The 23,292-nt window shown below is 60.7% G+C and carries 18 protein-coding genes and 4 tRNA genes; 15 read left to right on the plus strand and 7 right to left on the minus strand.

The window, feature by feature from the left end:
- Positions 1-3: 3 nt before the first annotated feature.
- The 9 genes from pdxJ to NX778_RS01595 all read left to right on the plus strand — a co-directional run bounded on the left by pdxJ (position 4) and on the right by NX778_RS01595 (position 5,706).
- A complete protein-coding gene (gene pdxJ / locus NX778_RS01555) occupies positions 4-774 on the plus strand; it encodes a pyridoxine 5'-phosphate synthase (RefSeq protein ID WP_258809928.1) in 771 nt (256 codons plus the stop codon).
- A complete protein-coding gene (gene acpS, locus NX778_RS01560; RefSeq protein ID WP_258809929.1) occupies positions 774-1,193 on the plus strand; it encodes a holo-ACP synthase in 420 nt (139 codons plus the stop codon). The genes pdxJ and acpS overlap by 1 nt, the downstream gene beginning before the upstream one ends.
- Positions 1,190-3,061 (plus strand): excinuclease ABC subunit UvrC, encoded by a 1,872-nt coding sequence (gene uvrC, locus NX778_RS01565; RefSeq protein ID WP_258809930.1) that lies wholly within the window; start codon positions 1,190-1,192, stop codon positions 3,059-3,061. The genes acpS and uvrC overlap by 4 nt, the downstream gene beginning before the upstream one ends.
- Before the next feature lie 225 nt (positions 3,062-3,286).
- Positions 3,287-3,862: a CDP-diacylglycerol--glycerol-3-phosphate 3-phosphatidyltransferase gene (pgsA, locus tag NX778_RS01570; protein WP_258809931.1), complete on the plus strand. Its 576-nt coding sequence runs from the start codon at positions 3,287-3,289 to the stop codon at positions 3,860-3,862.
- An 88-nt stretch (positions 3,863-3,950) separates the two neighbouring features.
- Positions 3,951-4,026, plus strand: a tRNA-Gly gene (locus NX778_RS01575).
- Between the two features lie 75 nt (positions 4,027-4,101).
- A tRNA-Gly gene (locus NX778_RS01580) sits at positions 4,102-4,177 on the plus strand.
- A gap of 36 nt (positions 4,178-4,213) precedes the next feature.
- Positions 4,214-4,289: transfer RNA gene (locus NX778_RS01585), tRNA-Gly, on the plus strand.
- Between the two features lie 82 nt (positions 4,290-4,371).
- Positions 4,372-4,445, plus strand: a tRNA-Cys gene (locus NX778_RS01590).
- A gap of 157 nt (positions 4,446-4,602) precedes the next feature.
- Positions 4,603-5,706: a site-specific integrase gene (locus NX778_RS01595; RefSeq protein WP_258809932.1), complete on the plus strand. Its 1,104-nt coding sequence runs from the start codon at positions 4,603-4,605 to the stop codon at positions 5,704-5,706.
- On the opposite strand, the gene NX778_RS01600 is transcribed toward NX778_RS01595, so the two are convergent.
- The 5 genes from NX778_RS01600 to NX778_RS01620 form a co-directional block, all read right to left on the minus strand.
- Positions 5,698-6,045, minus strand: coding sequence for a helix-turn-helix domain-containing protein (locus NX778_RS01600; protein ID WP_258809933.1), 348 nt, complete (start codon positions 6,043-6,045; stop codon positions 5,698-5,700). The genes NX778_RS01595 and NX778_RS01600 overlap by 9 nt on opposite strands.
- Positions 6,046-6,921: 876 nt before the next feature.
- Positions 6,922-9,243, minus strand: a complete 2,322-nt coding sequence (locus NX778_RS01605; RefSeq protein ID WP_258809934.1) for a matrixin family metalloprotease — start codon at positions 9,241-9,243, stop codon at positions 6,922-6,924.
- 20 nt (positions 9,244-9,263) lie between these two features.
- Positions 9,264-10,526, minus strand: a complete 1,263-nt coding sequence (locus tag NX778_RS01610; RefSeq protein ID WP_258809935.1) for a WSD1 family O-acyltransferase — start codon at positions 10,524-10,526, stop codon at positions 9,264-9,266.
- Positions 10,527-10,555: 29 nt separating this feature from the next.
- Positions 10,556-12,535 carry an SDR family oxidoreductase gene (locus NX778_RS01615; RefSeq protein WP_258809936.1) on the minus strand — a complete coding sequence of 660 codons (1,980 nt, stop codon included), beginning with the start codon at positions 12,533-12,535 and terminating at the stop codon, positions 10,556-10,558.
- A gap of 18 nt (positions 12,536-12,553) precedes the next feature.
- Positions 12,554-14,350: a GMC family oxidoreductase gene (locus NX778_RS01620; protein WP_258809937.1), complete on the minus strand. Its 1,797-nt coding sequence runs from the start codon at positions 14,348-14,350 to the stop codon at positions 12,554-12,556.
- Between the two features lie 299 nt (positions 14,351-14,649).
- Here NX778_RS01620 and acsA point away from each other — a divergent pair, with 299 nt between their 5' ends.
- Genes acsA through NX778_RS01650 form a run of 6 tightly spaced genes read left to right on the plus strand, consistent with a single transcriptional unit; the run spans position 14,650 to position 20,507 of the window.
- Complete coding sequence (gene acsA, locus NX778_RS01625; RefSeq protein WP_258809938.1) at positions 14,650-16,413, plus strand: acetate--CoA ligase; 1,764 nt, start codon at positions 14,650-14,652, stop codon at positions 16,411-16,413.
- On the plus strand, positions 16,410-17,429 hold the full coding sequence (pdhA, locus tag NX778_RS01630) for a pyruvate dehydrogenase (acetyl-transferring) E1 component subunit alpha (RefSeq protein WP_258809939.1): 1,020 nt from the start codon (positions 16,410-16,412) through the stop codon (positions 17,427-17,429). Before acsA ends, pdhA begins: the two co-directional genes overlap by 4 nt.
- A complete protein-coding gene (locus tag NX778_RS01635; protein ID WP_258809940.1) occupies positions 17,426-18,409 on the plus strand; it encodes an alpha-ketoacid dehydrogenase subunit beta in 984 nt (327 codons plus the stop codon). The genes pdhA and NX778_RS01635 overlap by 4 nt, the downstream gene beginning before the upstream one ends.
- Positions 18,406-19,584, plus strand: coding sequence for a dihydrolipoamide acetyltransferase family protein (locus tag NX778_RS01640; protein WP_258809941.1), 1,179 nt, complete (start codon positions 18,406-18,408; stop codon positions 19,582-19,584). The genes NX778_RS01635 and NX778_RS01640 overlap by 4 nt, the downstream gene beginning before the upstream one ends.
- A 13-nt stretch (positions 19,585-19,597) precedes the next feature.
- Positions 19,598-19,843, plus strand: a complete 246-nt coding sequence (locus NX778_RS01645; protein WP_258809942.1) for an acyl carrier protein — start codon at positions 19,598-19,600, stop codon at positions 19,841-19,843.
- Between the two features lie 22 nt (positions 19,844-19,865).
- Positions 19,866-20,507 carry a nitroreductase family protein gene (locus NX778_RS01650; protein WP_258809943.1) on the plus strand — a complete coding sequence of 214 codons (642 nt, stop codon included), beginning with the start codon at positions 19,866-19,868 and terminating at the stop codon, positions 20,505-20,507.
- A gap of 120 nt (positions 20,508-20,627) precedes the next feature.
- On the opposite strand, the gene NX778_RS01655 is transcribed toward NX778_RS01650, so the two are convergent.
- Entirely contained in the window at positions 20,628-21,527 is a 900-nt protein-coding gene (locus tag NX778_RS01655; protein WP_258809944.1) for a ribose-phosphate pyrophosphokinase, read from the minus strand.
- Positions 21,524-23,062 (minus strand): thymidine phosphorylase family protein, encoded by a 1,539-nt coding sequence (locus NX778_RS01660; RefSeq protein WP_258811017.1) that lies wholly within the window; start codon positions 23,060-23,062, stop codon positions 21,524-21,526. The genes NX778_RS01655 and NX778_RS01660 overlap by 4 nt, the downstream gene beginning before the upstream one ends.
- Positions 23,063-23,292: the final 230 nt, after the last annotated feature.

A 23,292-nucleotide genomic window follows, 5' to 3' on the forward strand; every position in this document is an offset into this window, starting at 1 on the left:
ACCATGAGCTTCCTGCACCCTGCCGGTTCCGTCATCGACCTGGGCGTGAACATCGACCACGTCGCCACCGTGCGCAACGCGCGCGGCACCGTCTATCCCGACCCGCTGCGCGCGGCGCTGCTTGCCGAGCAGGCCGGCGCCGACCTGATCACGCTGCACCTGCGCGAGGACCGCCGCCACATCAAGGACGCCGACGTGCTGGCGATCCGCCCCGAGCTGCACACCCGCATGAACCTGGAAGCGGCGGTGACGCAGGAGATGATCGACTTCGCCTGCCGAGTCAGGCCGCAGGACGTGTGCCTGGTGCCGGAGCGGCGCGAGGAAGTCACCACCGAGGGTGGCCTGGATGTGGTGCGCTACTACAGCCAGGTCGAAACGGCGATCAAGCAGCTGGCCGGCGAGGGCATCCGCGTGTCGCTGTTCATCGATGCCGACGAAGCCCAGATCGAAGCCGCGGCGGCGGTCGGGGCGCCGGTGATCGAGCTGCACACCGGCCGTTACGCGGAAGCGGACGACGAGGTGGAGATCGCGGCCGAACTGGAACGCATCAAGCAGGGCGTGCGCGCCGGCGTGCGCCGTGGCCTGCGCGTCAATGCCGGCCACGGCCTGCACTACACGAACGTGCAGCCGATCGCCGCGATCCCGGAGATCCAGGAGCTCAACATCGGCCACGCGATCGTCGCGCACGCACTGTTCGTCGGCTGGGAGCACGCGGTGCGCGAGATGAAGTCGATCATGGTCGACGCGCGGCTGGGCGTCTCGCTGGGCGAGTGATGATCTACGGGATCGGCACCGACATCGTCCAGATCTCGCGCGTGCAGGCTGCGCTCGATCGCAGCGGCGAACGCTTCGCGGAAAAGATCCTCGGTCCCCAGGAACTGGCCAAATACCACGCCCGCAAGGCCAAGAACGAGCTGCGCGGGCTGCGCTTCCTGGCCACGCGCTTCTCGGCCAAAGAAGCGTTCTCGAAAGCCGTCGGCCTCGGCATGCGCATGCCGATGACCTGGCGCAGCGCGCAGATGCTCAACGCGCCGAGCGGCAAGCCGGTGATCGTGTGCAGCGGCGCGCTGGAAGAATTCATGCGCGCGAACAGACTCAGTGCCCAGGTCACGATCAGCGACGAAGCAGACTACGGCGTCGCCTTCGTGATCGTGACCCAGGAGCCGGAAGGCAGCAACGAGAGAAGTAAATGAGTGAAGTGACGGAAGTGGAGAGCCCGGACGCGCAGCCCGACGCCCGTGCGCAGGTGCTGGCGACGGTCGCCAAACTGCCCGAACTGCCGGGCGTGTACCGCTATTTCGACGCCAACGACGCGGTGCTCTACGTCGGCAAGGCGCGCAAGCTGAAGCAGCGCGTCTCCAGCTACTTCCAGAAGAACCTGTCCAGCCCCCGCATCGCGATGATGGTCGAGAAGATCGCGCGGCTGGAGACCACGGTGACCAACAGCGAAGCGGAAGCGCTGATCCTTGAGAATAACCTGATCAAGACGCTCAAGCCGCGCTACAACATCCTGTTCAGGGACGACAAGTCCTATCCCTACCTGAAGATCAGCGGCGGCGACGTGCCGCGCATGGCCTACTACCGCGGCGCGCTGGACAAGAAGAACCAGTACTTCGGCCCGTTCCCCAGCGCTTGGGCGGTGAAGGAGTCGATGCAGATCCTGCAGAAGGTCTTCATGATCCGTACCTGCGAGGACAGCGTGTACTCGAACCGCACGCGCCCCTGCCTGCTGCACCAGATCGGCCGCTGCAGCGCGCCCTGCGTGGGCGCGATCGCGGTCGAGGAATACAAGCTCGACGTCGACAACGCCGCCAAATTCCTGCGCGGGCGCCAGGGCGAGGTGATGGAAGACCTCGAACACAAGATGCACGCCTACGCGGCGGAGCTCAAGTTCGAGCAGGCCGCCAGCGTGCGCAACCAGATCCAGTCGCTGTCCAAGGTGCTGCACCAGCAATCGATGGAGACCACCGGCGACGCCGACGTCGACGTCATCGCCGTGGTGGTGCAGGGCGGGCGCGCCTGCGTCAACCTGGCCATGGTGCGCGGCGGCAGGCACCTGGGCGACCGCGCCTACTTCCCGCAGCACGTGGGCGAAGCGCTGGGCGAAGCGCCGATCGAGGTCGAGGTGCTGGCGGCCTTCATGGCCCAGCACTACGCGGACAAATTCATCCCCGGCACCCTGATCCTCAACATCGAGTTCGACCAGCCCGAGCTGATCATGGCGCTGACCGAGCAGTGCGGCCACCGCATCAACCTGATCTTCCAGCCGCAGGGGCAGCGCCGGCAATGGCTGGAGCTGGCGCAGAAGGGCGCCGAGATCGCGCTGGCGCGGCTCCTGTCGGAGCAGGGCTCCCAGCAGTCGCGCACGCGCGCGCTGGCCGAGGTGCTGGGCCTGGACAGCGAGGAGCTGGACAGCATCCGCATCGAATGCTTCGACATCAGCCACACGGCGGGCGAGGCGACGCAGGCATCGTGCGTGGTGTTCCACCATCACGAAATGCAGAACAGCGAGTACCGCCGCTTCAACATCAACGGCATCACGCCGGGCGACGACTACGCCGCGATGCGCCAGGTGCTCACGCGCCGCTACGAGAAGGTAGCCAATGGCGATGGCGTGATGCCGGACGTGGTGCTGGTCGACGGCGGCAAGGGCCAGGTCGAGATGGCGCGCCAGGTATTCGAGGAGCTGGGGCTGTCGATCAGCCTGATCGTCGGCGTGGCGAAAGGCGAGGGCAGGCGCGTGGGCCTGGAGACGTTGATCTTCGCCGACGGCCGCCCGCCGCAGGAGCTGGGCAAGGAATCGGCCGCGCTGATGCTGGTGGCGCTGATCCGCGACGAGGCGCACCGTTTCGCCATCACCGGCATGCGCGCCAAGCGCGCCAAGGCGCGGCAGGCCTCGCGGCTGGAAGAAATCGAAGGCATCGGCGCCAAGCGCCGCCAGAAGCTGCTGGCCCGCTTCGGCGGCCTGCGCGGCGTGATGAATGCCAGCGTCGAAGACCTGATGACCGTCGAAGGCATCAGCAGCACCCTGGCCGAAGAAATCTACCGCCAGCTGCACTGAAAAAAGAGAACGTCGTCCTCGCGAAAGCGGGGACCCCATTTTGTGCGCGGGCCAGAGCGCTCACCGAAGCGGCACGCACGGGAAATGGGGGTTCCCGCTTCCGCGGGAACGACGTTCGATTTTACGCCCGCAGTACGTACAGCCGCACCATCAGCCCAACTGGTTTAAAAGGCAATAGCAAGGTAGACTATCGCCGCAAAACCCCCACAGTTATCGCAGCTTCCTATGCCCTTCAACATCCCGATCCTCCTGACCTGGTTACGCGTCGCACTCATTCCACTGGTGGTCGGGGTGTACTACCTGCCGCTGAACTGGCGCCCGCACGCGGACCTGTTCGCGACCCTGGTCTTCATCATCGCCGCCATCACCGACTGGTTCGACGGCTACCTCGCGCGGCGCTGGAACGAATCAACCGCCTTCGGCGCCTTCCTCGACCCCGTGGCGGACAAGCTGATGGTGGCCGGCGCCTTGCTGGTGCTGGTCTGGCTGGGCCGCGTGAACGCCGTGCTGGCCTTCATCATCATCGGCCGCGAAATCACCATCTCCGCGCTGCGCGAATGGATGGCCGAAATCGGCGCGCGCAAGTCGGTCGCCGTCAGCTCGCTCGGCAAGATCAAGACGGCCGCCCAGATGGTCGCCATCCCCTTGCTGCTGTTCGACGGCACCCTGTTCGGCATGATCGACACCTCGCTGCTGGGCGGCCCGCTGCTGTGGTTCGCGGGCGTGCTGACGGTGTGGTCGATGTTCTATTACCTGCGCCGCGCCTGGCCTTTAATGAAAGAAAAGTCCGGTGTCATGTAAGAATTGTTTTGGGTCATCCTTGACAGTGAGCATAGAACCTCTATAATGCCTGCCTGTTGCGAACGATGCAGCACAGCAGCAAGACGAAGCGGGAGTAGCTCAGTTGGTAGAGCGCAACCTTGCCAAGGTTGAGGTCGAGAGTTCGAGACTCTTCTCCCGCTCCAAAACTTGCAAAGTGTTCGGTTCAAAACGGTTATCACAGAGGGCAGGATTTTCTGCGATAATTGCTGTTCTGTAGTGCGGGAGTAGCTCAGTTGGTAGAGCGCAACCTTGCCAAGGTTGAGGTCGAGAGTTCGAGACTCTTCTCCCGCTCCAGCTTCTTGCTGGAGTAGTATGACAATTTGGCTCCATGCGGGAGTAGCTCAGTTGGTAGAGCGCAACCTTGCCAAGGTTGAGGTCGAGAGTTCGAGACTCTTCTCCCGCTCCAGAATATACGAGGGAAGCCTGGCTTCCCTTTTTGTTGATATAGCCCACAGTCGGGTTTGTCGACAAGCGTTACGATCAAATCTGGCGAGGTAGCAAAGAGGTTATGCAGCGGCCTGCAAAGCCGTCTAGACGGGTTCGATTCCCGTCCTCGCCTCCAGATTCTCCCTATGACGGGCCCCTTTGGGGCCCGTTTCATTTTGGGTTCTCCACCTCACGAAAATTGAGGTGCACCTCACCCTGATACGGCCAATTTGCCGCGGGCCGTTGACGTGCGCCGTTGACACGCCGCCGTCACGGCCTATGATGAACGCATCATGGGAACGCTTTACACGCGGCCGTATGGCTTCCAGATCCGCGTGACCCACAAGCTCCTGCCGAAGGATTTGTGGGCCACCTTCGACACGCGCTACGCGGCCGAAGCGTACATGCATCAGCTCGAGGGCCTGTTGGCACAAGGCATCGTGCCGCAGGCGCTGCTCGAGCGCGCCAGCCCGAAACAGGAGATCTGGACGGTGCGGCGCTGTGTGCTCGAATACTTGAAGCACAACCCCGTCCCACTGTCCGACCAAAAACTGCTCGACACCGCCCTGCCTGGCGTGGCGACGCTGGCGACCTCGGCGCTCAACTACGAATGGGCAGAGGCGTGGATCGTTGAGATGAAACGGGTCCAGCGATTGGCGCCGTCGACGATCCGGCACCGCCACGGTGCACTAGCGCGTTGCTTTGACTGGATGCTGCGCAAGCATCCCGAGATCATGGCGCAGAATCCACTACGCCTCCTGAAGCGCGGGTTTGCGACCTACACGGACGCTGATGCCGAAGCGCTCTCCAAGAGCGGGCTGGAGGTTCGCGTCGACGAGGAGCGTGACCGCCGGCTATTTCCGGATGAAGAAGCGCGGATCCTATCGCGGCTTGGCGATACGCTCGACGAACGTGTGTTCTTTGAACTCGCTCGCGATACCGCGATGCGCATGCGCGAGTGTTACACGCTAGACATTGGCCAGGTCATCCTCGCGCAACGGACCATCCACCTAGACCGAACAAAGAATGGCGACAGACGCCAAGTGCCGTTGCCGAGTCCGACAGTCGGATTGCTGGCAGATTATATCGAGTCGCAGAAAGCGGCGATCGCGGCGCGGGAAGGGCGATTGTTCCCGTTCTGGTGCGGCGACAGGAACGAGGCTATTCTCGACCAGGTCACGCGCGACCTGTCGCGGGCCTACGCCCAAATCTTCGAGGCTGCCGGCGTGGCGGACTTTCGCTTCCACGACCTACGGCACGAGGCGACGTGCAGGCTGTTCCAGCGGACGACGTTACGCGACACCGAAATCGCGAAGATCACGGGGCACAAGGATCCGCGTCAGCTAAAGCGCTACGCGAGCTTGCGCGGCAGCGACCTCGCGTCGCAGTTATGGTGACGTCGTGTGTGAAGTTATCGCGGGCAGCGCTGGAAGTTCGGTGCGTCGCCGACGCGGCCGGTGATCGAGCAAAACTCCGACGGGCTTTTGCTTGGCTGGCGAACCGTCCTGTTCCGTTGCGCGATCAGTCTTGGCGTGCGCGGCCCGCCGAACGGCGGTGTCCCGCGCGATCCGCTGGCGCAGGAAGGCCAACGCGTCCTCCCTGAGAAATATCCACCCCTTGCCGATGCGTGTGCCCGGCAGTTCGCCCGTGCGCGCATACTGGGCAACCGTCTCCGGTTCCGCGCCGAACAGAGCGGCGACGCCGTCCAGGTCTAGCGTTTCCCCTGCGTTGCTCACCGATCCCCCTCGTCAACGTTGACATGTCAACATTGCCATCTTTGCACGTCGTTCGCTTCGCGAAAGCGCAAAAGGCTCGCCCGTCTTAGCCCAGCGCTGACGCGCTCGGCTCCCGCCAGGCCACAGCACGCCCAGCACGGCATTCCTCCGCGCTGCTCCGACCCGGCATGCTGCTCGCTAGGCGGCCGCCGCGTTGCGGCGCGGTTGCGGTGCGTCGCGTTAGTGTTTTCACGTAGCCTAGATATGGAAACAAACCATGCACGGAGCCTCAGTGGAAAACGCACCACCAGAGCCGCTGTTTGATTTCGAGGATAACGGGGGGCGTATTTGCGCCACGTACAATCAATGAACTGCTGGGTTGGATAAATACCGAGGTCTCGTTCTCGTCACGGCTCCAAGGAACGCCAAGCAATGTGGCTCGTTCACGGATAGACCAAGGCCTGGCTCCTCTACGTCAAGTGGCTGACGCCGCAACCGAAGCGAAAAACTTGGTGAACAGCAACCCTAACGATTCACGTGCTCGAATTAGCGAGGCCCGCAGCTTGCTTGAGACCGTATTTCGCGACAAGCACCTGCGTAGTTCGGCTCGCCGACGCCGGAGTCGGCGGAGCACTTCGCGGAGTTCGCGTAAGTCTCCTGTCGGACAGCAGAAGCGAAGGGGAATTTTTGTGAGCGCACGCCCACGAAAACGTGGATACCCCGGGCCACGGCTCGCCCAGCACGGCGTGCATGTGCTGCGCTCCAGCCCGCCATGCTCGGCTGACGGCACGGCGGTTGCCGCGGCAGGGGAGGGGGCTCGCGCTGCGCACTCGCCCGCGCGAGCCAACCTAACGACGCCCACTGGCCGGGTACGAATTTAGCGATGTTCGGCGAGCGCTACTTTACCAAGTGCGGTAAGTCGGCGTCTGACCAGGATGGGCCAATGATTTTGGCAGGAGAATGACCGAGCTCTGGATAAATTGAATAAATTACGTCTAGGTCTGCATTGCTGATATTTCGGTTCTGTGAGCCGAGAAGATAGTACTCGATTGAGGCCGGATCATTGTTAGTGCCGAGTCCGAGAATATGGCCGATCTCGTGCATTGCGACTTGTTTTAGTGTCGCATCAGTACCGTTGTAGGAAAAATTACCGTCTCCGGTTGGGGTCAGCAACACATCCGAAGGTTTATCGAGCTGGATCAATGCGCCTGCCTTCATCCTTCCATTTTCAGCATTAAAACTCGTTGCCCCAAGCAAATTTGTATCCCGATTGTTAAGGTTAGAGAATTCAATCGAAACATCCGCAAAGCTGCCATCTTTTACCTGTTGAAAGTGGATGCCGGTTGCTTGCGTCCATGCATTAAAGGCGTCAATGATTGCGGCTTGGTACTTTGGACTAACCTTGTTTTCGCCGTTTCCAGGAGGCAAGTCGAATGACCACGTAATCGTTGTGCTATCCCATCGCGTACCGGTTACGGTTGTATGGGCATCGGTATTGATAATATACTGCAATTGCTTTAGCGCGACGGCCGCCGCGTTGCTGTCGAGCGGATTCGCTGATTCTTTCATTAAGTCAATTACGGGAGAGTCGCCGGATTTGATCTTTTCCGTTACCGACTTGCTGTTCCCTCCGAAGCCCCAGAAATAATAGTAATTCTCTGCGGGCGCCCCGCCTTGGCTGCTTGTTGAATAGGTGATATAGACCGTTGAGGTTGAGTCGTAAATCCACACATATTGATACTGCCCCTGGGCATAGACGTTGGCGTGGGGCGCGTAATCGTTCACCTTGTTGCCAGTTCCGCTGCTATACACTACATCGCCGGTATCTCGTATGTTTACCAAGTTGTTTGTGCCGTTCTGGTATATCGTACTATTGTAATCCCACATGTCCAGTTGACTATGATCCCCGTTCATATAGTATTTTTCGTTGGCAGAATTGTCCGTCCAAACATATGAGTTTGACTGAATGTAAACAGCCCTCGACGACACTGTTGGGCTGATCCCATAGTCACCGTTGCTTATGTTGACACTGCTATTATCCAGTACTGTAATCGTACCAATTTCATTGGAGATTGTTATATCGCCGCCGGATGAGGTATTTCCGCCAATTGTCGAAGTTCCGTTCGTTCCCGCCCATACATTTGATCCTGAAGAGATATTGTGCTCATGATACTCGACGCTGTGACCCAAGATGCCTACGTTATCGCCCCCCCATGAGTCCACGTGAGTAACTCCACCAATTCCCTGACCAATAATGTTGAGGCGGCTGTCGTTGAGCAATTTGACGTTGGCTCCGTACGAGTTGACGGTGATGAGTTGGGAGTCAGGTGAAACCTGACCATTTGCCCCGACCCAAAGAGTCGACCCCTGCCCAGCGTTCACGGTAAATCCACCACCTTCCAAAGTGGCGGTTATACCGTTGGCAACATATACAGTAGTGTTCGGATTCGAAATGTACATGCTGCAATCACGGTCAACCGTAATCACATCGCTGCCGTCCGCGTTGTGGACAATACACTCCTCGTAATGCCCATCTTTATCCATGTCCATTAAGTCGACACTTGACGACGCTGGGGCGGGCTTCGCGCCGGGGTGGTTTGCGACATTCTGGGCGTAATAAAAATCCCAATAGTTGCCTTTGCCACCACTAACAGTCGCGGTTCCTTGTAAGTTCCCAGCCATGCCGGAAAGATAAACCTTGCGTTGATCCGGGGTTAGCGTGGGATACTGTGCGTCTTCAGCGTACATTCCTACGACTACCGCGCTCGTCGCGCGAACGCCAGAATCAATTCCGCCGTTAGAAATTAGCTCTTTCCTCACCAGAAAATTATTATATGTGGCCTCCCCTTCTCCATATAGCTGGAGGGCCGTCAAGCTTGTGAGGTACCCAGGATCGGTGGGATGAAGGGCGTTTTCCATAGCGAGGTCGTTCGGAGCATTTTCGTAATGCCCCAATTCGTGCGACATCACTGCTGCGAACTCCCCTTCCGGAGCAATATAGTCTCCGCCTCCACTTTGATTCGCGGAATAAGTAGTCTTTCCATTGGCCCAGTTTTCATTTAAATCTAACCATATATGAACTTTGCCACCTGCGAACTGTGTGTACGTGCCATTGCCTGAGCTATCACTGAGCGGCAATGCCTTATTTTGCAAAACATCGTTATTATAATCAACGAATTGTTGGGCCAATAGTGGGGATTTGTTAACATTATCAATCATCCCCTGCGTGATTTTAGAACTTATTTCGGCGAAATCTGGCCGGCGTAACTGAGGATGCTCACGCCGAGGCCGATACCGCCGGACTGCGGAACCCAAAACATTTGGCGTGCTATGCGTTGCCCGGCCAGATAGCGTGCCTGGTCCGCACCGTGCACATTGGTCACGATGATGCTTGCGTTGGCTGCGAGCGTCTCCAGCAAGCGTTCCTTCAGGGATTCCGATGCAAGGCCCATCGCGGCCAGGATGCCCAAGGCGACGAGAGGCTGTTGTGACCGTTTCAGATCGGACATGCGGCGCTTGACCTCGGCGACCCGTTGAACCGGATTCTCGATGCCGACCGGGAGGTCGAGAAACACCATGCCGAACCTGTTCCCCAAGTCGTGGACCGGGCCCGGCGGCCGGAGATTGACGGGTACCAAGGCGCGCAGCTCGAGACCATCGACCTGCTCGCCACGATCCTGCAACCACGCGCGAAGCACGCCTGCAAGACAAGCGACAAGGAGGTCGTTCACGCTGCATCCAAATACACGGCATACCGCTTTGACCTCGTCGAGCGCCAAGGGGGCGGCCCAGGCCACGCGCTTAGTCACGCCGAGTTCGCCCTTGAGACTGGTGTTTGCGTCAGGCATCATGGCCGCGATCACGCCTGCCTGGTACAGCAGGTCAACGGCGCTTGCCGCGGCCGCAGCGGTACGGCGTGGCGAGGCCAGCAGGGCAGAACCCGTGTCGGCCAAGTCGAGCGTGGCACGTAAGGCATCGCCCGCAGTTTCGGCGACAACGCCAAGAATGCGCTCCCATGAGGTACGCCTTGGTGCCGGAACGAGGTCGCCCTGCGCCGCATGCGGGTGTGCCGGATCCAGGTCCGTTATCGCGTCGACAACATGGAGCAGGGCGAAACCGTCGCCATAGCAGTGGTGGATTCGCAGGATCAGGGCACTGGCGTTTGCCCTCTGCGCCAAATGGAATTGCCACATTGGCTTATGAGGATCGAGGGCAGTGCTGACCAGATCGCCCAACAGTTCTTCCAGCGCGTCGCGGCCAGGGCGCAGGGCGACGAGCTGCACGTGCCAATCGAGTTCGAAATGGGGGTCTGGTTCCCAGCAAGGGGACTCGGCCGGGCCGCCGACGCGCTGGAGGAAGCGGTGAAAGCAGAGCATGCGCGCAGCGATCACATCGCGCAGCCGGTCGATGTCGACACGGTGCTCGAACATCATCATTCCGCATATCATCATCAGGTTGGTCGGGCGATCCATGCGCAGCCACGCGATGTCAACGACCGACATCGACTCCCGTGGCGCGCGGGCTTGTGACATCACAGGTGTACTCCCCGCAGCAGGTGTTGGATTGCGCGCAGCTCGGCCGATACGGCAGGTTGACCGTCGTGCGCAAGGCCCTCGGACTCTGACGACATGCGGTAGGCGGCGTTCATGATGATCTGTGCTACGCGCGGCGCAGCTAGCTGAACGCCTATGCCGGCCAGGCCGACATCGGTTGCGATGCGTGCCGGACGGTCGACGATGGCCTGAACCACAAGGTCGGCGGCGGCTTCGGGAGCGAGTGCCGGGACATCCCGGTATGCCTCGGTTGGTGCAATCATTGGGGTCCGCACCAGCGGCATGTTAATCGTGGTGAACGCAATGTCCAAGTCCGCGTATTCGGCGGCGGCGCAATAGGACCACGCTTCCAGCGCCGCCTTGGACGCAACGTAAGCCGCAAAGCGGGGTGGATTGGTCAGCACGCCGATTGAGGAAATGTTGATGATGTGACCGGCACCTTGCGCCACCATGGCGGGCAAGAGTCCGAGAGCCATTCGAAGCGCACCGAAGTAGTTGACCTGTATCATGCGTTCGAAGTCATGCAGGCGGTCGTAACTTTGGTCGATCGAACGTCGAATGGAACGTCCGGCATTGTTGATCAACACGTCCACGCGACCATGTTCTGACAACAGCAGCTCGATGAACCGCTGGCTGTCAGCGGTGTCTGCGAGGTCGGCCCGATAGGGAAGCACGTCAAAGCCCCGGGCCTGGACCTGGGAGCGAGCGGCCTCCAGCTTGGCCTCGTCTCGTCCGCAGATCAGCGTGGTGGCGCCAGCGGCCGCCAGCCGGTGTGCGGTGGCGAGACCTATTCCCGAAGAGCCTCCGGTCACGAGGACCACTTTGCCGACCAGGCGGGCACGCAGTCTCTGCTCGATGTGTAAGGACGGATCCAGGTGGCGTTCCCAGTAGTCCCAGACTGGCGCTGCATACTGCTCCAGCGGCGGACACACGATGCTGCTGTCCCGCAGTGCTTCGACTGCCTCGCGGTTGTCAAAACGAGTCGGCCAGTTGAGCAGCTGCAGGATGTCGTCCGGCAGATCAAATTCCGCCATCAGCGCCCGGTGCAGCTGGTGCATCGGCTGGAGCGTGCCCACTGCATTGCGCAACCAAGCGGGAAGAAGGCCAAGCAAGGCTGCATTGACACGTAGGCGCAGTGGAGGCGCATGGGCCGCTCGCGCGAACAGATCAAGTACCTGGCCCACGCGATGGGAAACTGGATTGGTTAAGTGAAAGCAGCGTCCGTCGAGGCCCGGCTTGTGCGCGATCCAAACGAGCGCAGCGACAACGTAGTCGACCGGAACGATATTGATGTGTCCGCCCTCGATACCGATGGCCGGCATCCATGGCGGTAATAGGGCGCGCAGCCGTTGGATCAACTTAAAGAAATAGTACGGGCCATCGGCCTTGTCAGTTTCCCCGGTGCGCGAATCGCCGACGACCAGGCCTGGACGATAGACGCGCCAGGATACGGCGCGACACTGGCGCACAATTTTCTCCCCCGCGTGTTTCGTGGCGAAATAGGGATGCCAGAGGGCCCCGGCCTCGTCGAACATGTCTTCCCGAAACGTCCCGTCGTACATGCCGGCTGCTGCGACTGAGCTCATGTGATGGAAGCATCGCGCATCGAGGGCGACGGCCAACTCCACCGCGTTCCTGGTTCCATCGACATTGGCGGCTACCTGCTGTGCGGCATCGGCGCGCAGGTCATAGACAGCCGCGAGATGAAAGACGTGATCTATCTGCTTGCGCAGCAAAGTGCGGTCGCTCTCCGACACGCCCAGCAAGGGTTGGAGCAAGTCCCCGAAAACTGGCGTGGCGCGCGCCGCGCTGACGCCCCAATATCGCCGGGCCGCTGCCAAGGTGTCGGGGCTAGACGCGCGCACGAGGAACCATACTTCGTTTTCCGGATCTTCGAGCAGCTTGAGCACCAGCCGTTTTCCGATAAAACCAGTAGCACCAGTGACGAAATAGCGCATGAATGTATTACTCCTCGCTCAGAATTTGGGGGCGGACACAGGCGCGTTGCGCGTCAATCGCGCCCGCGTTGAGAGGACCAGGTCAGCGCCTCTTTCAGCAATCATCATTGTTGGTGCGTTGGTGTTTCCACCTATTAGCGTGGGCATGACGGAGGCGTCGATGACGCGCAAGCCGTCGACACCGTGGACCCTGAGGTGTTTGTCGACGACGGACATCGGGTCGCATCCCATCTTGCAAGTGCCAACCGGGTGGTAGATGGTCTCAGCCTTGCGTCGGATGAACCCTTCTACGTCAACGTCCGCCTGGACGTGTGCACCGGGAAAAATCTCGACTCCGCGGTATGGATCAAACGCTTTTGCGGCAAGGACGCGGCGGGCGACACGCACACATTCGATCATCGCTCGCATATCAGACGACGCCGCGAGATAATTGGGGTCTATCAGCGCCGGCGCGACCGGATCGGCGCTGCGCAGCGTGATGCGGCCGCGGCTGGCGGGACGCAGCGGGCAGGCGTGCAACGCGTACCCGTGCCCCCACAAAGTGAAGAAGGCGCTGCGCCACGTGCGGGCATGGTTGTCAAGACGCGCAGGCGTGAAGTGAAATTGCATGTCGGGCAAGCCGACGTCCGGCCCGCTTCTGATGAAACCGCCCGCCTCAGCTGAATTGCTGGTTAGCGCGCCGGACCGGTAAATGCCATATTCGTAGACACGCGCGAGTTGTGCCGGCAGCGTGGCGAACGACAGCCCGAGTGACACCGGCTGGCGACAACTGTGCACTACCAGGATGTCCAAGTGGTCCTGCAGGTTGTGGCCGACTCCCGGCAGCGCGTGGCGGAGCGGGATGCCGTGGTGCGCCAAGTGCTGCGGATCGCCGATCCCGGACAGCATTAGCAGCTGCGGCGAGTTGACGGCGCCAGCGGCAAGCAGCACTTCGCAACGCGCGAAGATATCAATGCTGGCCCTTCCGCGCCGGTAGGACACGCCGACGGCGCGTATGCCGTCGAACAGCACGCGCTCGGCGAGCGCCCCTGTCACCACTGTCAGGTTTGGACGACCCAAGGCCGGTTGCAGGAACGCGCGCGCAGCGCTCCAGCGCTCACCGTTTTTCTGGGTGACTTCGTAAAGGTTGACTCCTTCCTGTACCGGCCCATTAAAATCTTCGTTAAACGGAAAGCCCGCCTCGACGGCGGCGGCAACAAAAGCACGCGACAGCACGTTCGGTGAACAGAGGGGCGTCACGTGAAGCGTTCCGTCGTGGCCGTGGAAGGCCGAACGGCCACCGTCGTGGTGCTCAGCCCGCAAGAAGTACGGCAGCACCTCAGCATAGCTCCAGCCGGCATTTCCAAGCGCCGCCCAATGATCGTAATCCGCACGATTGCCGCGCGTGTAGATCATGGCATTGGTGGAGCTACTTCCCCCCAGCACCTTTCCGCGTGGCCAAAACAGGCAACGGCCATCCAGCTCTTGTTGAGGTTGAGTGAAATACTGCCAGTTCAGCTTTTTGCTCATCATTAAATGAACGATGCCGAGCGGGATCTTGATGAAGGGATTCGAGTCATACGGACCGGCTTCGATGACGCAGACAGTCGAACCGGGATCGGCCGACAGGCGGGCGGCAAGTACACAGCCCGCTGATCCGCCTCCGACAATAATGTAGTCATATACACGCGGCCCCGGGCTGGTGCTCCCAGATCGCTGCAGTCTTGCAACAGCACGGCCCACGTTTTGCTCCTTCTGCCGTCGAGATGCCGAATTGACACCGTTGGGATTTGACGTCAGCCCAGATCTCAAAGTATAGCCTTCGATTTCGAGCATTCAACAGGCGGCGCTTGGCGGGCACGTATGCGCGACCTGAATTGAGCGCACGCGACATTTCTGCGATTTGATATGGATCAAACTTGCAGTGCGGCGCGCAACTACTATGAATTTGGTTTGGCTTGTCCATTACAACCGCGGGACGGTGATCATGCAAATCCAAGAAATTGCTCGATTCGCTTACTATGGACGAGTGCTTTCGCCTGGGGACATCGTTAAAGGCGGCTTGAGCAATCCTCAGTTGCAGCCTCTGCAAAAGGCACTCAGTCGCGCGCCGACCCCTGGCAGCTAGGTGTGTCGTGTCACGTCCGCCCATTATTCGCAAGCAAATCCGCCCGAACCAGCAAACGCCTAACTGGTCGGATTACGACGGACTCCGCGCGACTTTTTCTTGGTCGTCCGCACGGCGCGAATTGACAGGCTTGCCGCACGGCGGACTGAACATCGCTTACGAGGCGGTCGACCGCCACGCAACCGGTGCCAATCGCGACAAAGTCGCGTTTCGGTTTCTCGGCGACGAGCACAGTCACGAGATCACTTTCTCCCAATTGTCATTGTTGACCAATCGGTTCGCCAACACATTGCGGGCCTTAGGGGTCCAACAAGGCGAACGTGTCTTCATATTGGCCGATCGCATTCCAGAACTTTATGTCGCCGTGTTGGGCACCTTAAAGAACGGCAATGTGGCGTGCCCGTTGTTCTCTGCATTTGGTTCGAGCCCGATCGCGACCCGGCTTTCAATCGGTGACGCGTGCGTGCTCGTCACGACAGAAGGACTGTATCGGCGAAAGATCATTCCAATCCGAGCAATGCTTCCGGGCCTGCACCATTTGCTGCTCGTGCGGGATGATGCTGGCGCTCAGCCGATCGCTGGTACGGAAGACCTGGCACAACTGCTGCGAACCGCATCCGACCAGTTCGATATTGTCCACACGGTTCCCGAGGACCTCGCACTCCTGCATTTCACCAGCGGCACCACCGGCACGCCGAAAGGCGCCATGCATGTGCACGATGCGGTCGTTACCCATTGGGTCAGCGGAAAATACGCGCTCGACCTGCACCCGGACGACATCTTCTGGTGCACTGCCGATCCCGGCTGGGTCACAGGCACCTCGTATGGGATCATCGCGCCGCTGCTGCACGGTGTCACGTCGATCATCGACGCCGCCGACTTCGATGCGGACCGCTGGTACAGTATCCTTGAGAGCCAGCAAGTCAGCGTTTGGTACACCGCGCCCACCGCGATAAGGATGTTGATGAAGGCGGGAGCTGCCGTCGCACACAAGCATTCGTTTCCCGACCTGCGCTTTATCGCCAGCGTTGGTGAGCCGCTGAATCCAGAAGCTGTCTGGTGGGGAAAGGAAGTGCTGGGCCTGCCGATCCATGACAACTGGTGGCAGACCGAAACGGGCGGCATCATGATCGCGAATACGCCAGGCTTTGACATCAAACCCGGGTCTATGGGACGACCACTCCCAGGCGTCGACGCATGTATTACCCGTCGTGCCCCCGGAGGCAAAATCGAGATTGTTTCCCAACCCGGCATCGATGGCGAACTCGCCTTGCAGCGAGGCTGGCCAGGCATGATGCGCGGTTATCTGAATAACGAGGAACGCTACCGACAATGCTTTTCGGACGATCTCTACTTGACCGGCGACTTGGCGCGACGCGATGCCGACGGCTATTTCTGGTTCGTTGGCCGCAGCGATGACGTGATCAAGTCGGCGGGACACCTGATTGGCCCCTTCGAAGTCGAAAACGCCCTGATCGAACATCGAGCGGTCGCGGAAGCCGGCGTCATCGGCAAGCCCGACCCGACCATCGGTGAAGTGGTGAAAGCCTTCGTGTCGCTTCGCGCCGGGTTCACGGACTCGGAACAGTTGCGCAAGGATTTGCTTGGTCATGCCCGGTCCCGGCTGGGCGCCGTGATGGCGCCAAAGGAGATCGAAGTTGTCGCTTCGTTGCCGCGTACGCGTAGCGGGAAAATCATGCGGCGCCTGCTCAAGGCCCGCGAGCTGGGCTTGCCGGAAGGTGATCTCTCTACCCTCGAAACCGGACCATGAATCCCGCAGAAGTTGCCCTTTCGACCGCCTGGCCCGCTAGCCCACCGCAGGAGCGCGAGCTTTGCCATGTGCTGCTTGGCAATATGCAGCGAATCCGCCGCATGGAAGAGAAATCGGCAGAGTTGTACGGTGCCGGCAAGATCCGCGGCTTCTTGCACCTGTACGTCGGCGAGGAGGCAGTCGCCGTTGGCGCGCTGCATGCGCTGGCGCCGGAAGACAATATTATCGCGACCTATCGTGAGCATGGCCATGCATTGGCGCGCGGCGTGCCCATGACTGCGATCATGGCAGAAATGTTCGGCAAGCTCGCTGGATGCTCGCATGGGCGTGGCGGCTCGATGCATCTGTTCGACCGTGCCAGCCATTTCTATGGCGGCAATGCCATTGTCGGAAGCGGAATTGCCCTCGCAGTCGGCCTGGCGTTGGCCGATAAAATGCAAAGGGTACCGCGCGTGAGCGCATGCTTTTTCGGGGAAGGGGCGATGGCCGAGGGCGTCTTCCACGAAGCGGCCAATCTCGCTGCTTTATGGAAACTCCCGCTGATGCTCATTTGCGAAAACAATTTTTACGCCATGGGGACGGCACTGGCGCGCTCGGAATCGCAGACCGACCTCTGCACCAAGGCTGCCAGCTATAACATGGCCTCCAGCAGGGTTGACGGTATGGATGTGCTTGCTGTCCGGCAAGCCGTTGCGCTCGCATCTGCCCAGGTGCGTGCGGGGGAGGGGCCGTATTTCCTTGAATGCCAGACTTACCGGTTTCGTGCGCACTCGATGTTCGACCCCGACCTTTATCGGTCGCCGGACGAGGTCGAGGCCTGGAAAAAGCGTGATCCAATCAATCTGTTCGTGGCGCGCCTACAAAATGAGGGAAAGCTGACTGAAGAAGAATTCCTGGCGCTTGATGCTAGCGCGAAGCGCGAGATCGACGCTGCAGTTGCGTTTGCCGACGCGGCGGCCGTGGAGCCGGTCGAAGACCTCACAAAAGACCTGCTCGGCGAGGGAAATGCGCCATGAAGATGAGCTACCGAGAGGCGATGCGCCAGTCCTTACGGGAAGCCTTGCTTGCTGACCCACGTGTTTTCCTGATGGGAGAAGATGTAGGGAAATATGGCGGCTCGTACGCGGTGTCGAAAGGCTTCCTCGATGAGTTCGGTCCCGAACGGATTCGCGACACGCCCCTGTCCGAACTCGGTTTTGTCGGGGCTGGGATCGGTGCGGCGCTAGGCGGTATGCGTCCGATTGTCGAAATCATGACGATCAACTTCAGCCTGCTGGCATTGGACCAGATCGTTAACACGGCGGCGGCGATGCGCCACATGTCGGGCGGCCAGTTTGGCGTTCCGCTGGTCATCCGGATGGCGACCGGCGCTGGGCGCCAGTTGGGGGCGCAGCATTCGCACAGCCTGGAAGGATGGTACGCGCACATTCCGGGCATTCGTGTGCTGGCCCCGGCCACCGTGGCCGACGCGCGCGGCATGTTGATGCCATCGCTGGCCGACCCGGATCCAGTGATCATCTTTGAACATGCGCAGCTGTACAACATGGAGGAGGACGTCGGCGATACCATGCCGGCGCCGGTTTGCGATATTACCGGCGCAGCCGTTCGCCGCCACGGACATGATGTCACCTTAATTGCCTATGGTGGCTGTGTGCCGAAAGCCTTGGAAGCCGCTGAGCAACTGGCGAGCGGAGGTATCGAATCCGAGGTGATCGATTTACGTGTGCTGCGGCCTCTGGACGCGGCGACGATCGTCGGCTCAGTGCGGCGGACAAGGCGCGCCGTGGTCATCGATGAGGCCTGGTGCAGTGGCAGCCTGGCGGCGGAGATCGTCGCTCGTATCATGGAAGACGCATTCTACGACCTCGATGCGCCGGTCGCTCGCGTGTGCAGTGCCGAAGTCCCCGTACCCTACGCGCGCCACCTGGAGCTGGCGGCCTTGCCGCAAGTCGACGGCATTGTGACTGCGGCACGTGGTCTTTTGGGACAGGCATGATTGAATTCACGCTTCCTTCCCTTGGCTCGGATATGGACCAGGGAAAGCTTCTCGCCTGGCATGTCAAGCCGGGAGACCCTGTCAGGAGCGGCCAGGTGATCGCTGTGGTCGATACTTCGAAGGCGGCAGTCGACGTCGAGGTATGGAAGGATGGCACGGTATTTGAACTATTGGTACGGCCGGGTGAGACGGTACCGGTGGGCGCGGTGCTTGCCACGTTCTTGGAACCAGGCGAAACGGCCGAACATGCGCGCCATGCGCAACACATTCGCGCCACACCACGCGCGCCAGTACCCGCGCCAGAGCCGGCGGCGCCGCTCACCAACGCACTGTCATCGGGCGCGACGCCTGCCGGCAGGCGTCCGGTATCGCCAGCGGCGCGCAAACATGCCGCGGAGCTCCAAATCGACATCGACACAGTTGCGGGAAGCGGGGCTGGCGGAGCGGTTACTCTGCAGGACGTCGAACGGGCGCGTCAAACCGCGCCGTGCGCGCTTGCACCGACAGAGCGCCTGAGCGAGACGCGCAAGTCGATCGCTGCGGCGATGAGCCGTTCCAAGCGCGAGATACCCCACTATTATCTAAGCGAGGCGGTGCCGATGCGCAACGCCGAACAATGGCTAACGGAGCTCAATGCTCAGCGATCCGTCACCGAACGCATACTGATGGCTGCGCTACAGTTGAAGGCGGTCGCGCTCACCCTGGAGAGATTTCCTGAGCTGAACGGCTTCTTTCGGGATGGACTCCATCAGCCCTCTTCGCAAGTTCACGTCGGCGTCGCCATCGCGCTTCGTCAGGGTGGCCTGATCGCGCCTGCCTTGCACGACGTCGCCTCGAAGCCGCTAGAGCAGATCATGCGGGAGCTGCTCGACCTGGTGCGTCGCGCACGTGCAGGGTCATTGCGCAGTTCCGAAATGGCGGAACCGACAGTCACTGTGACCAATCTTGGTGACCAGGGCGCCGATGCTGTTTTTGGCATCATCTACCCGCCGCAGGTGGCTTTGATTGGATTTGGCCGGATCGAGCAGCGCCCATGGGCGAGCGAGGGCGTACTGTCTGCCATGCCGCTGAGCATCGCCAGCTTGGCAGCTGACCATCGGGTGTCCGATGGTCATCGCGGTGCACAGTTCCTGACTGAACTGCGGGAGCGATTGCAGCGTCCTGCTGAGCTCTGAAAAGGGAGGCACCATGGACGAACAGGATATCTTGACCGGGGTGATCGCTGAGCTCACGTCGATAGCACCAGAGTTGAACCCCGCCAAGCTGGAGCACGCCAAACGATTGCGCGAGCAGGTCGATCTCGACTCGATGGATTGGCTCAACCTTCTGCTTGGCCTACACCGTCGCTTTAAAGTCGACATCCCTGAGGCCGACTACGCAAGGCTTCGTTCGCTTGACGATCTAATCGCCTACTTGCGTGTCAAGTTGACTTGAATCGCGGATTGGAGGAAATACGATGAATACATTGACTAAGCTGGCACTCGGGAAAATGGGGAAACTGCGGCCGAAACCGGCATTGGGATCGACAGGCTCAGGAATCGCGCTGCTCGCACCGGAGACTCGGGGAGGGATGCCGTTGATGGAAGCGCTGTCGACTCGTCATTCCTCTCGTGAGTTCTCGCCTCGTGAGCTGCCGCTGTCGCTGCTTTCGACGCTGCTATGGGCGGCGTGCGGCGTGAACCGGCCTGGCGGCTATCGCACCGCCCCGTCTGCGATGAACGCGCAGGAGATCGACATATTCGTTGCGCTTTCGAGTGGTGCCTACCGCTATGACGCGGCGATGCAACGGCTCGATTTGGTTGCACACGGCGATCTGCGCCGTGTAACGGGTTACCAAGACTTTGTCGACGATGCAGCGATGGATTTAGTCTATGTAGCCAACTATAAGCACTCGCATTTGATCCCCGTTGAGAAGCGTGCGCCCTATGCGTATGTAGCCGCTGGCGCGGTGGCGCAAAATGTGTATCTATTTGCGGCAGCAAACCGCCTCGCCACCGTTATTCGTGCCTGGATTGACCGCGACGCGATTGCGGACGCCCTCGGTCTTACTCATGATCAAGAAGTACTGCTTTCGCAAACAGTCGGTTATCACAAATGAAGCGTATCCCTTCAGTCAGCGGGGCAAGGGACTTATCCCATCTGCGCGCGAACACATCTGTCAATCGATGAAGCCCCCAAGGGTTCGGTAAGTGCTTAGTGCGAGCGAGTGAAGCAGCGTTCATGTCTTGATGGCCTGGATCAGATCTTGGACAGCGACCGCGAGCGGACCCACTACGCTGATGCCATTAGAGGCATGCAATACAGTGTCGCAGCTAAGTACCCTCAGCGGGGCCGCCGTGAGTAGCGCACTGTACGCATCGGTGGAAAAAAGTGCATGAACGCAGATGCACACAGGCGCCGGCAAACCGACTTGGCGAAGGCTGGCGATCGCGCGGATCATTGTTTGCGCGCTCGCGACAATGTCGTCGATAAGCACCGGTTGACGACCGGCTACGATTGAGCGGTCGGGCAGGCTCACCTCGACGTTCAAGTCGCCATGGCGAATCTTCCGTAAAACCGTGTAAGGTGCATTTGCGCCCCGCGCGACTTCGCGCACCCATTGCTCGCTTTCCGCGTCTGGTCCGATCAGCACCGGACGAACCACATTGGCCACGACCCAGGCGGCGACGGCTGACGCTGACTGTGCGACGGCGGTAGGTATCCCGTATATCTCGCCGAGCGAATGATAGCGGTGCAGATGGGGGTCGACGGTGGCGATGCCGTCGAACAGAGATGACAAAAGCGCGGCAAAGGTGCGGGATGTGATCGCTTCACCGGCGTTGAAGCGGCGGTCTTGACGCAGATAGGCCAGATAGGGGGCCACTAGCAGCACGCGCGCGGCACCGAGGTCGCGTGCGGCATCAGCTGCGAATAGCAAAGGGAGCGCCTTGATGTCGGGCTGCGCAAGGCTCGCCAGAAGCACGACAATGCGGCCTGTCACGTCGGCATCGAGCCGCACCAGCGATTCGCCATCCGGAAACTGGTGCAGTTGCAGGCGCCCCACATCAGCACCTAACGCGCGGACCAGACCCGCGGCGAAAACTTCGTCGCCTGGAAGATGAAAGACAAGTGGCTTCATGCGCTCTCCGAGATCTGAAAGATCGGCGGGCGGGAGCGAACGAACTCCAGCGCATACTCCAGCTCGCCCGGCGCTTCGGCATGCAGCGTGAATAGTGCTTGCCCGACGTCGACGCGGTCCCCCAGACGCACGTGCACATCAATGCCGGCTCCCGGCGCGGTAGGCGCGCCTGCCAGCTTGGCGGTCCGTGCGAGCAGTCGGTTGTCGACCCGCGTGATGCGACCCGAGGCCAGCGCTTCAATTGTGCGGGTGAAACGCGCCGTAGGTGGGATGCGCATGCCGCCTTGCTCCGCGCAGATCTCCTGGAATTTCGCCCAAGCCCGGCCGTCGGAAAGCACATCGTTGGCTAGCCCCAGACCATCGCCAACCAGCGTTGCACCGCCCATCTCGAGGATGTCGGCCGCCACCCTGAGCGAGCGTTCGCGCAAATCTGCCGGAGCCTCGGGCAAACCCTTCAAGACAGCTAGTACGTCGCGTGCCTCTAGTGCGGGGCCGATTCCCCGGCCGACCGGCTGCTCACCATCGGTGACTCGCAGGGACACCTGCAGGCCGATGGCGCTGCCGACGTTCCGGAGGCGGAAGGCTAGCGATGCAGCGGCCTGCGTGGTGCGTACCTTTGCGGTGGCGCCGACCGGCACGTCGATCAGCACATGGGTCGAGCCGGCCGCAGCCTTTTTGGACAATACCGAAGCCACCAGTTGACCTTCGCTGTCGAGATCGAGCGGACGCTCGACGCGGATGAGGATGTCGTCGGCGGGGCTGAGTCTAACGGCGCCGCCCCACACGATGCAGCCGCCGGTGCGCTCGACGACACGCCGCATTCTCGCAACGTCAAGGTCGACCGGCGCCAGCACCTCCATTGTATCGACCGTCCCGGCCGGGGAGGTGATGGCGCGCGACGATGTTTTCGGCATCGTGAGTCCGCAGGCGGCAACGATGGGCACTGCTATGAGGGTGGTTCGGTTCCCAGGCAAGCCGCCGACGCAGTGCTTGTCCACGACCACCGAGCGGCCCCAATCAATGCGGTCGCCGACGGCAATCATGGCCTTGGTGAGCGAAACCGTCTCCTCTAGCTTCATCCGATCACCCGCGCAGGCGGTAATGAACGCCGCAATCTGCAGGTCTGAATAGCGGCCGGCGGCAATGTCGGAGATCACCGCACCGTATTCGCTGTCGCCGAGGCTGTGCCCATAGACCTTGGCTCGAACATGGCTGAGCGAATCCAGCGGCGGCGCATGGGTTACCGCGACAAGCTGGCCAGCCTGGGGAGCCAGAGCTTGCCAGGCAGACTCTGATAGGCCTGCGACGTTCTCGGCAAGCCAGGCACTGTCGACGACACTTAGCGTCGCCACGATGCTTCGATTTCCGGCAGTCAGCTGCACGCGGGCTTGAGTCGTAAATCCCTCCGATCGACATATTGGGCACTCCCGGCGCATGTAGACGACCGGTTCCTGATAGGTGTCGATGCCGGCTCGCCACGGCTTCAGCATGTTGCCGGTTTCCGTTGCCATGCAGGGTATTGGCTTCTTTGTCATGTTAGCTCCGCGGTCTGCAGCGAGGTACCGTGACCGACCAGCCGTACTTGTGGTCGATTCCGTGAACGTTCGCCAGTGGATAGGCGCGTCGGTCGCATCTCGCAAGATCGACGTACCGCAGGTACCTTCCGCCTGATAGCTGACGAACAGTTGCGCCGATTGGGTGAGAAGGCTTTTCAAATGGTGGGTTGCCCGGTCACCAGTGGTCATGCCACTTGCCGAAATGGATC

Source organism: Massilia terrae, from assembly GCF_024753145.1.
GTDB classification, from domain to species: Bacteria; Pseudomonadota; Gammaproteobacteria; order Burkholderiales; family Burkholderiaceae_D; genus Telluria; species Telluria terrae.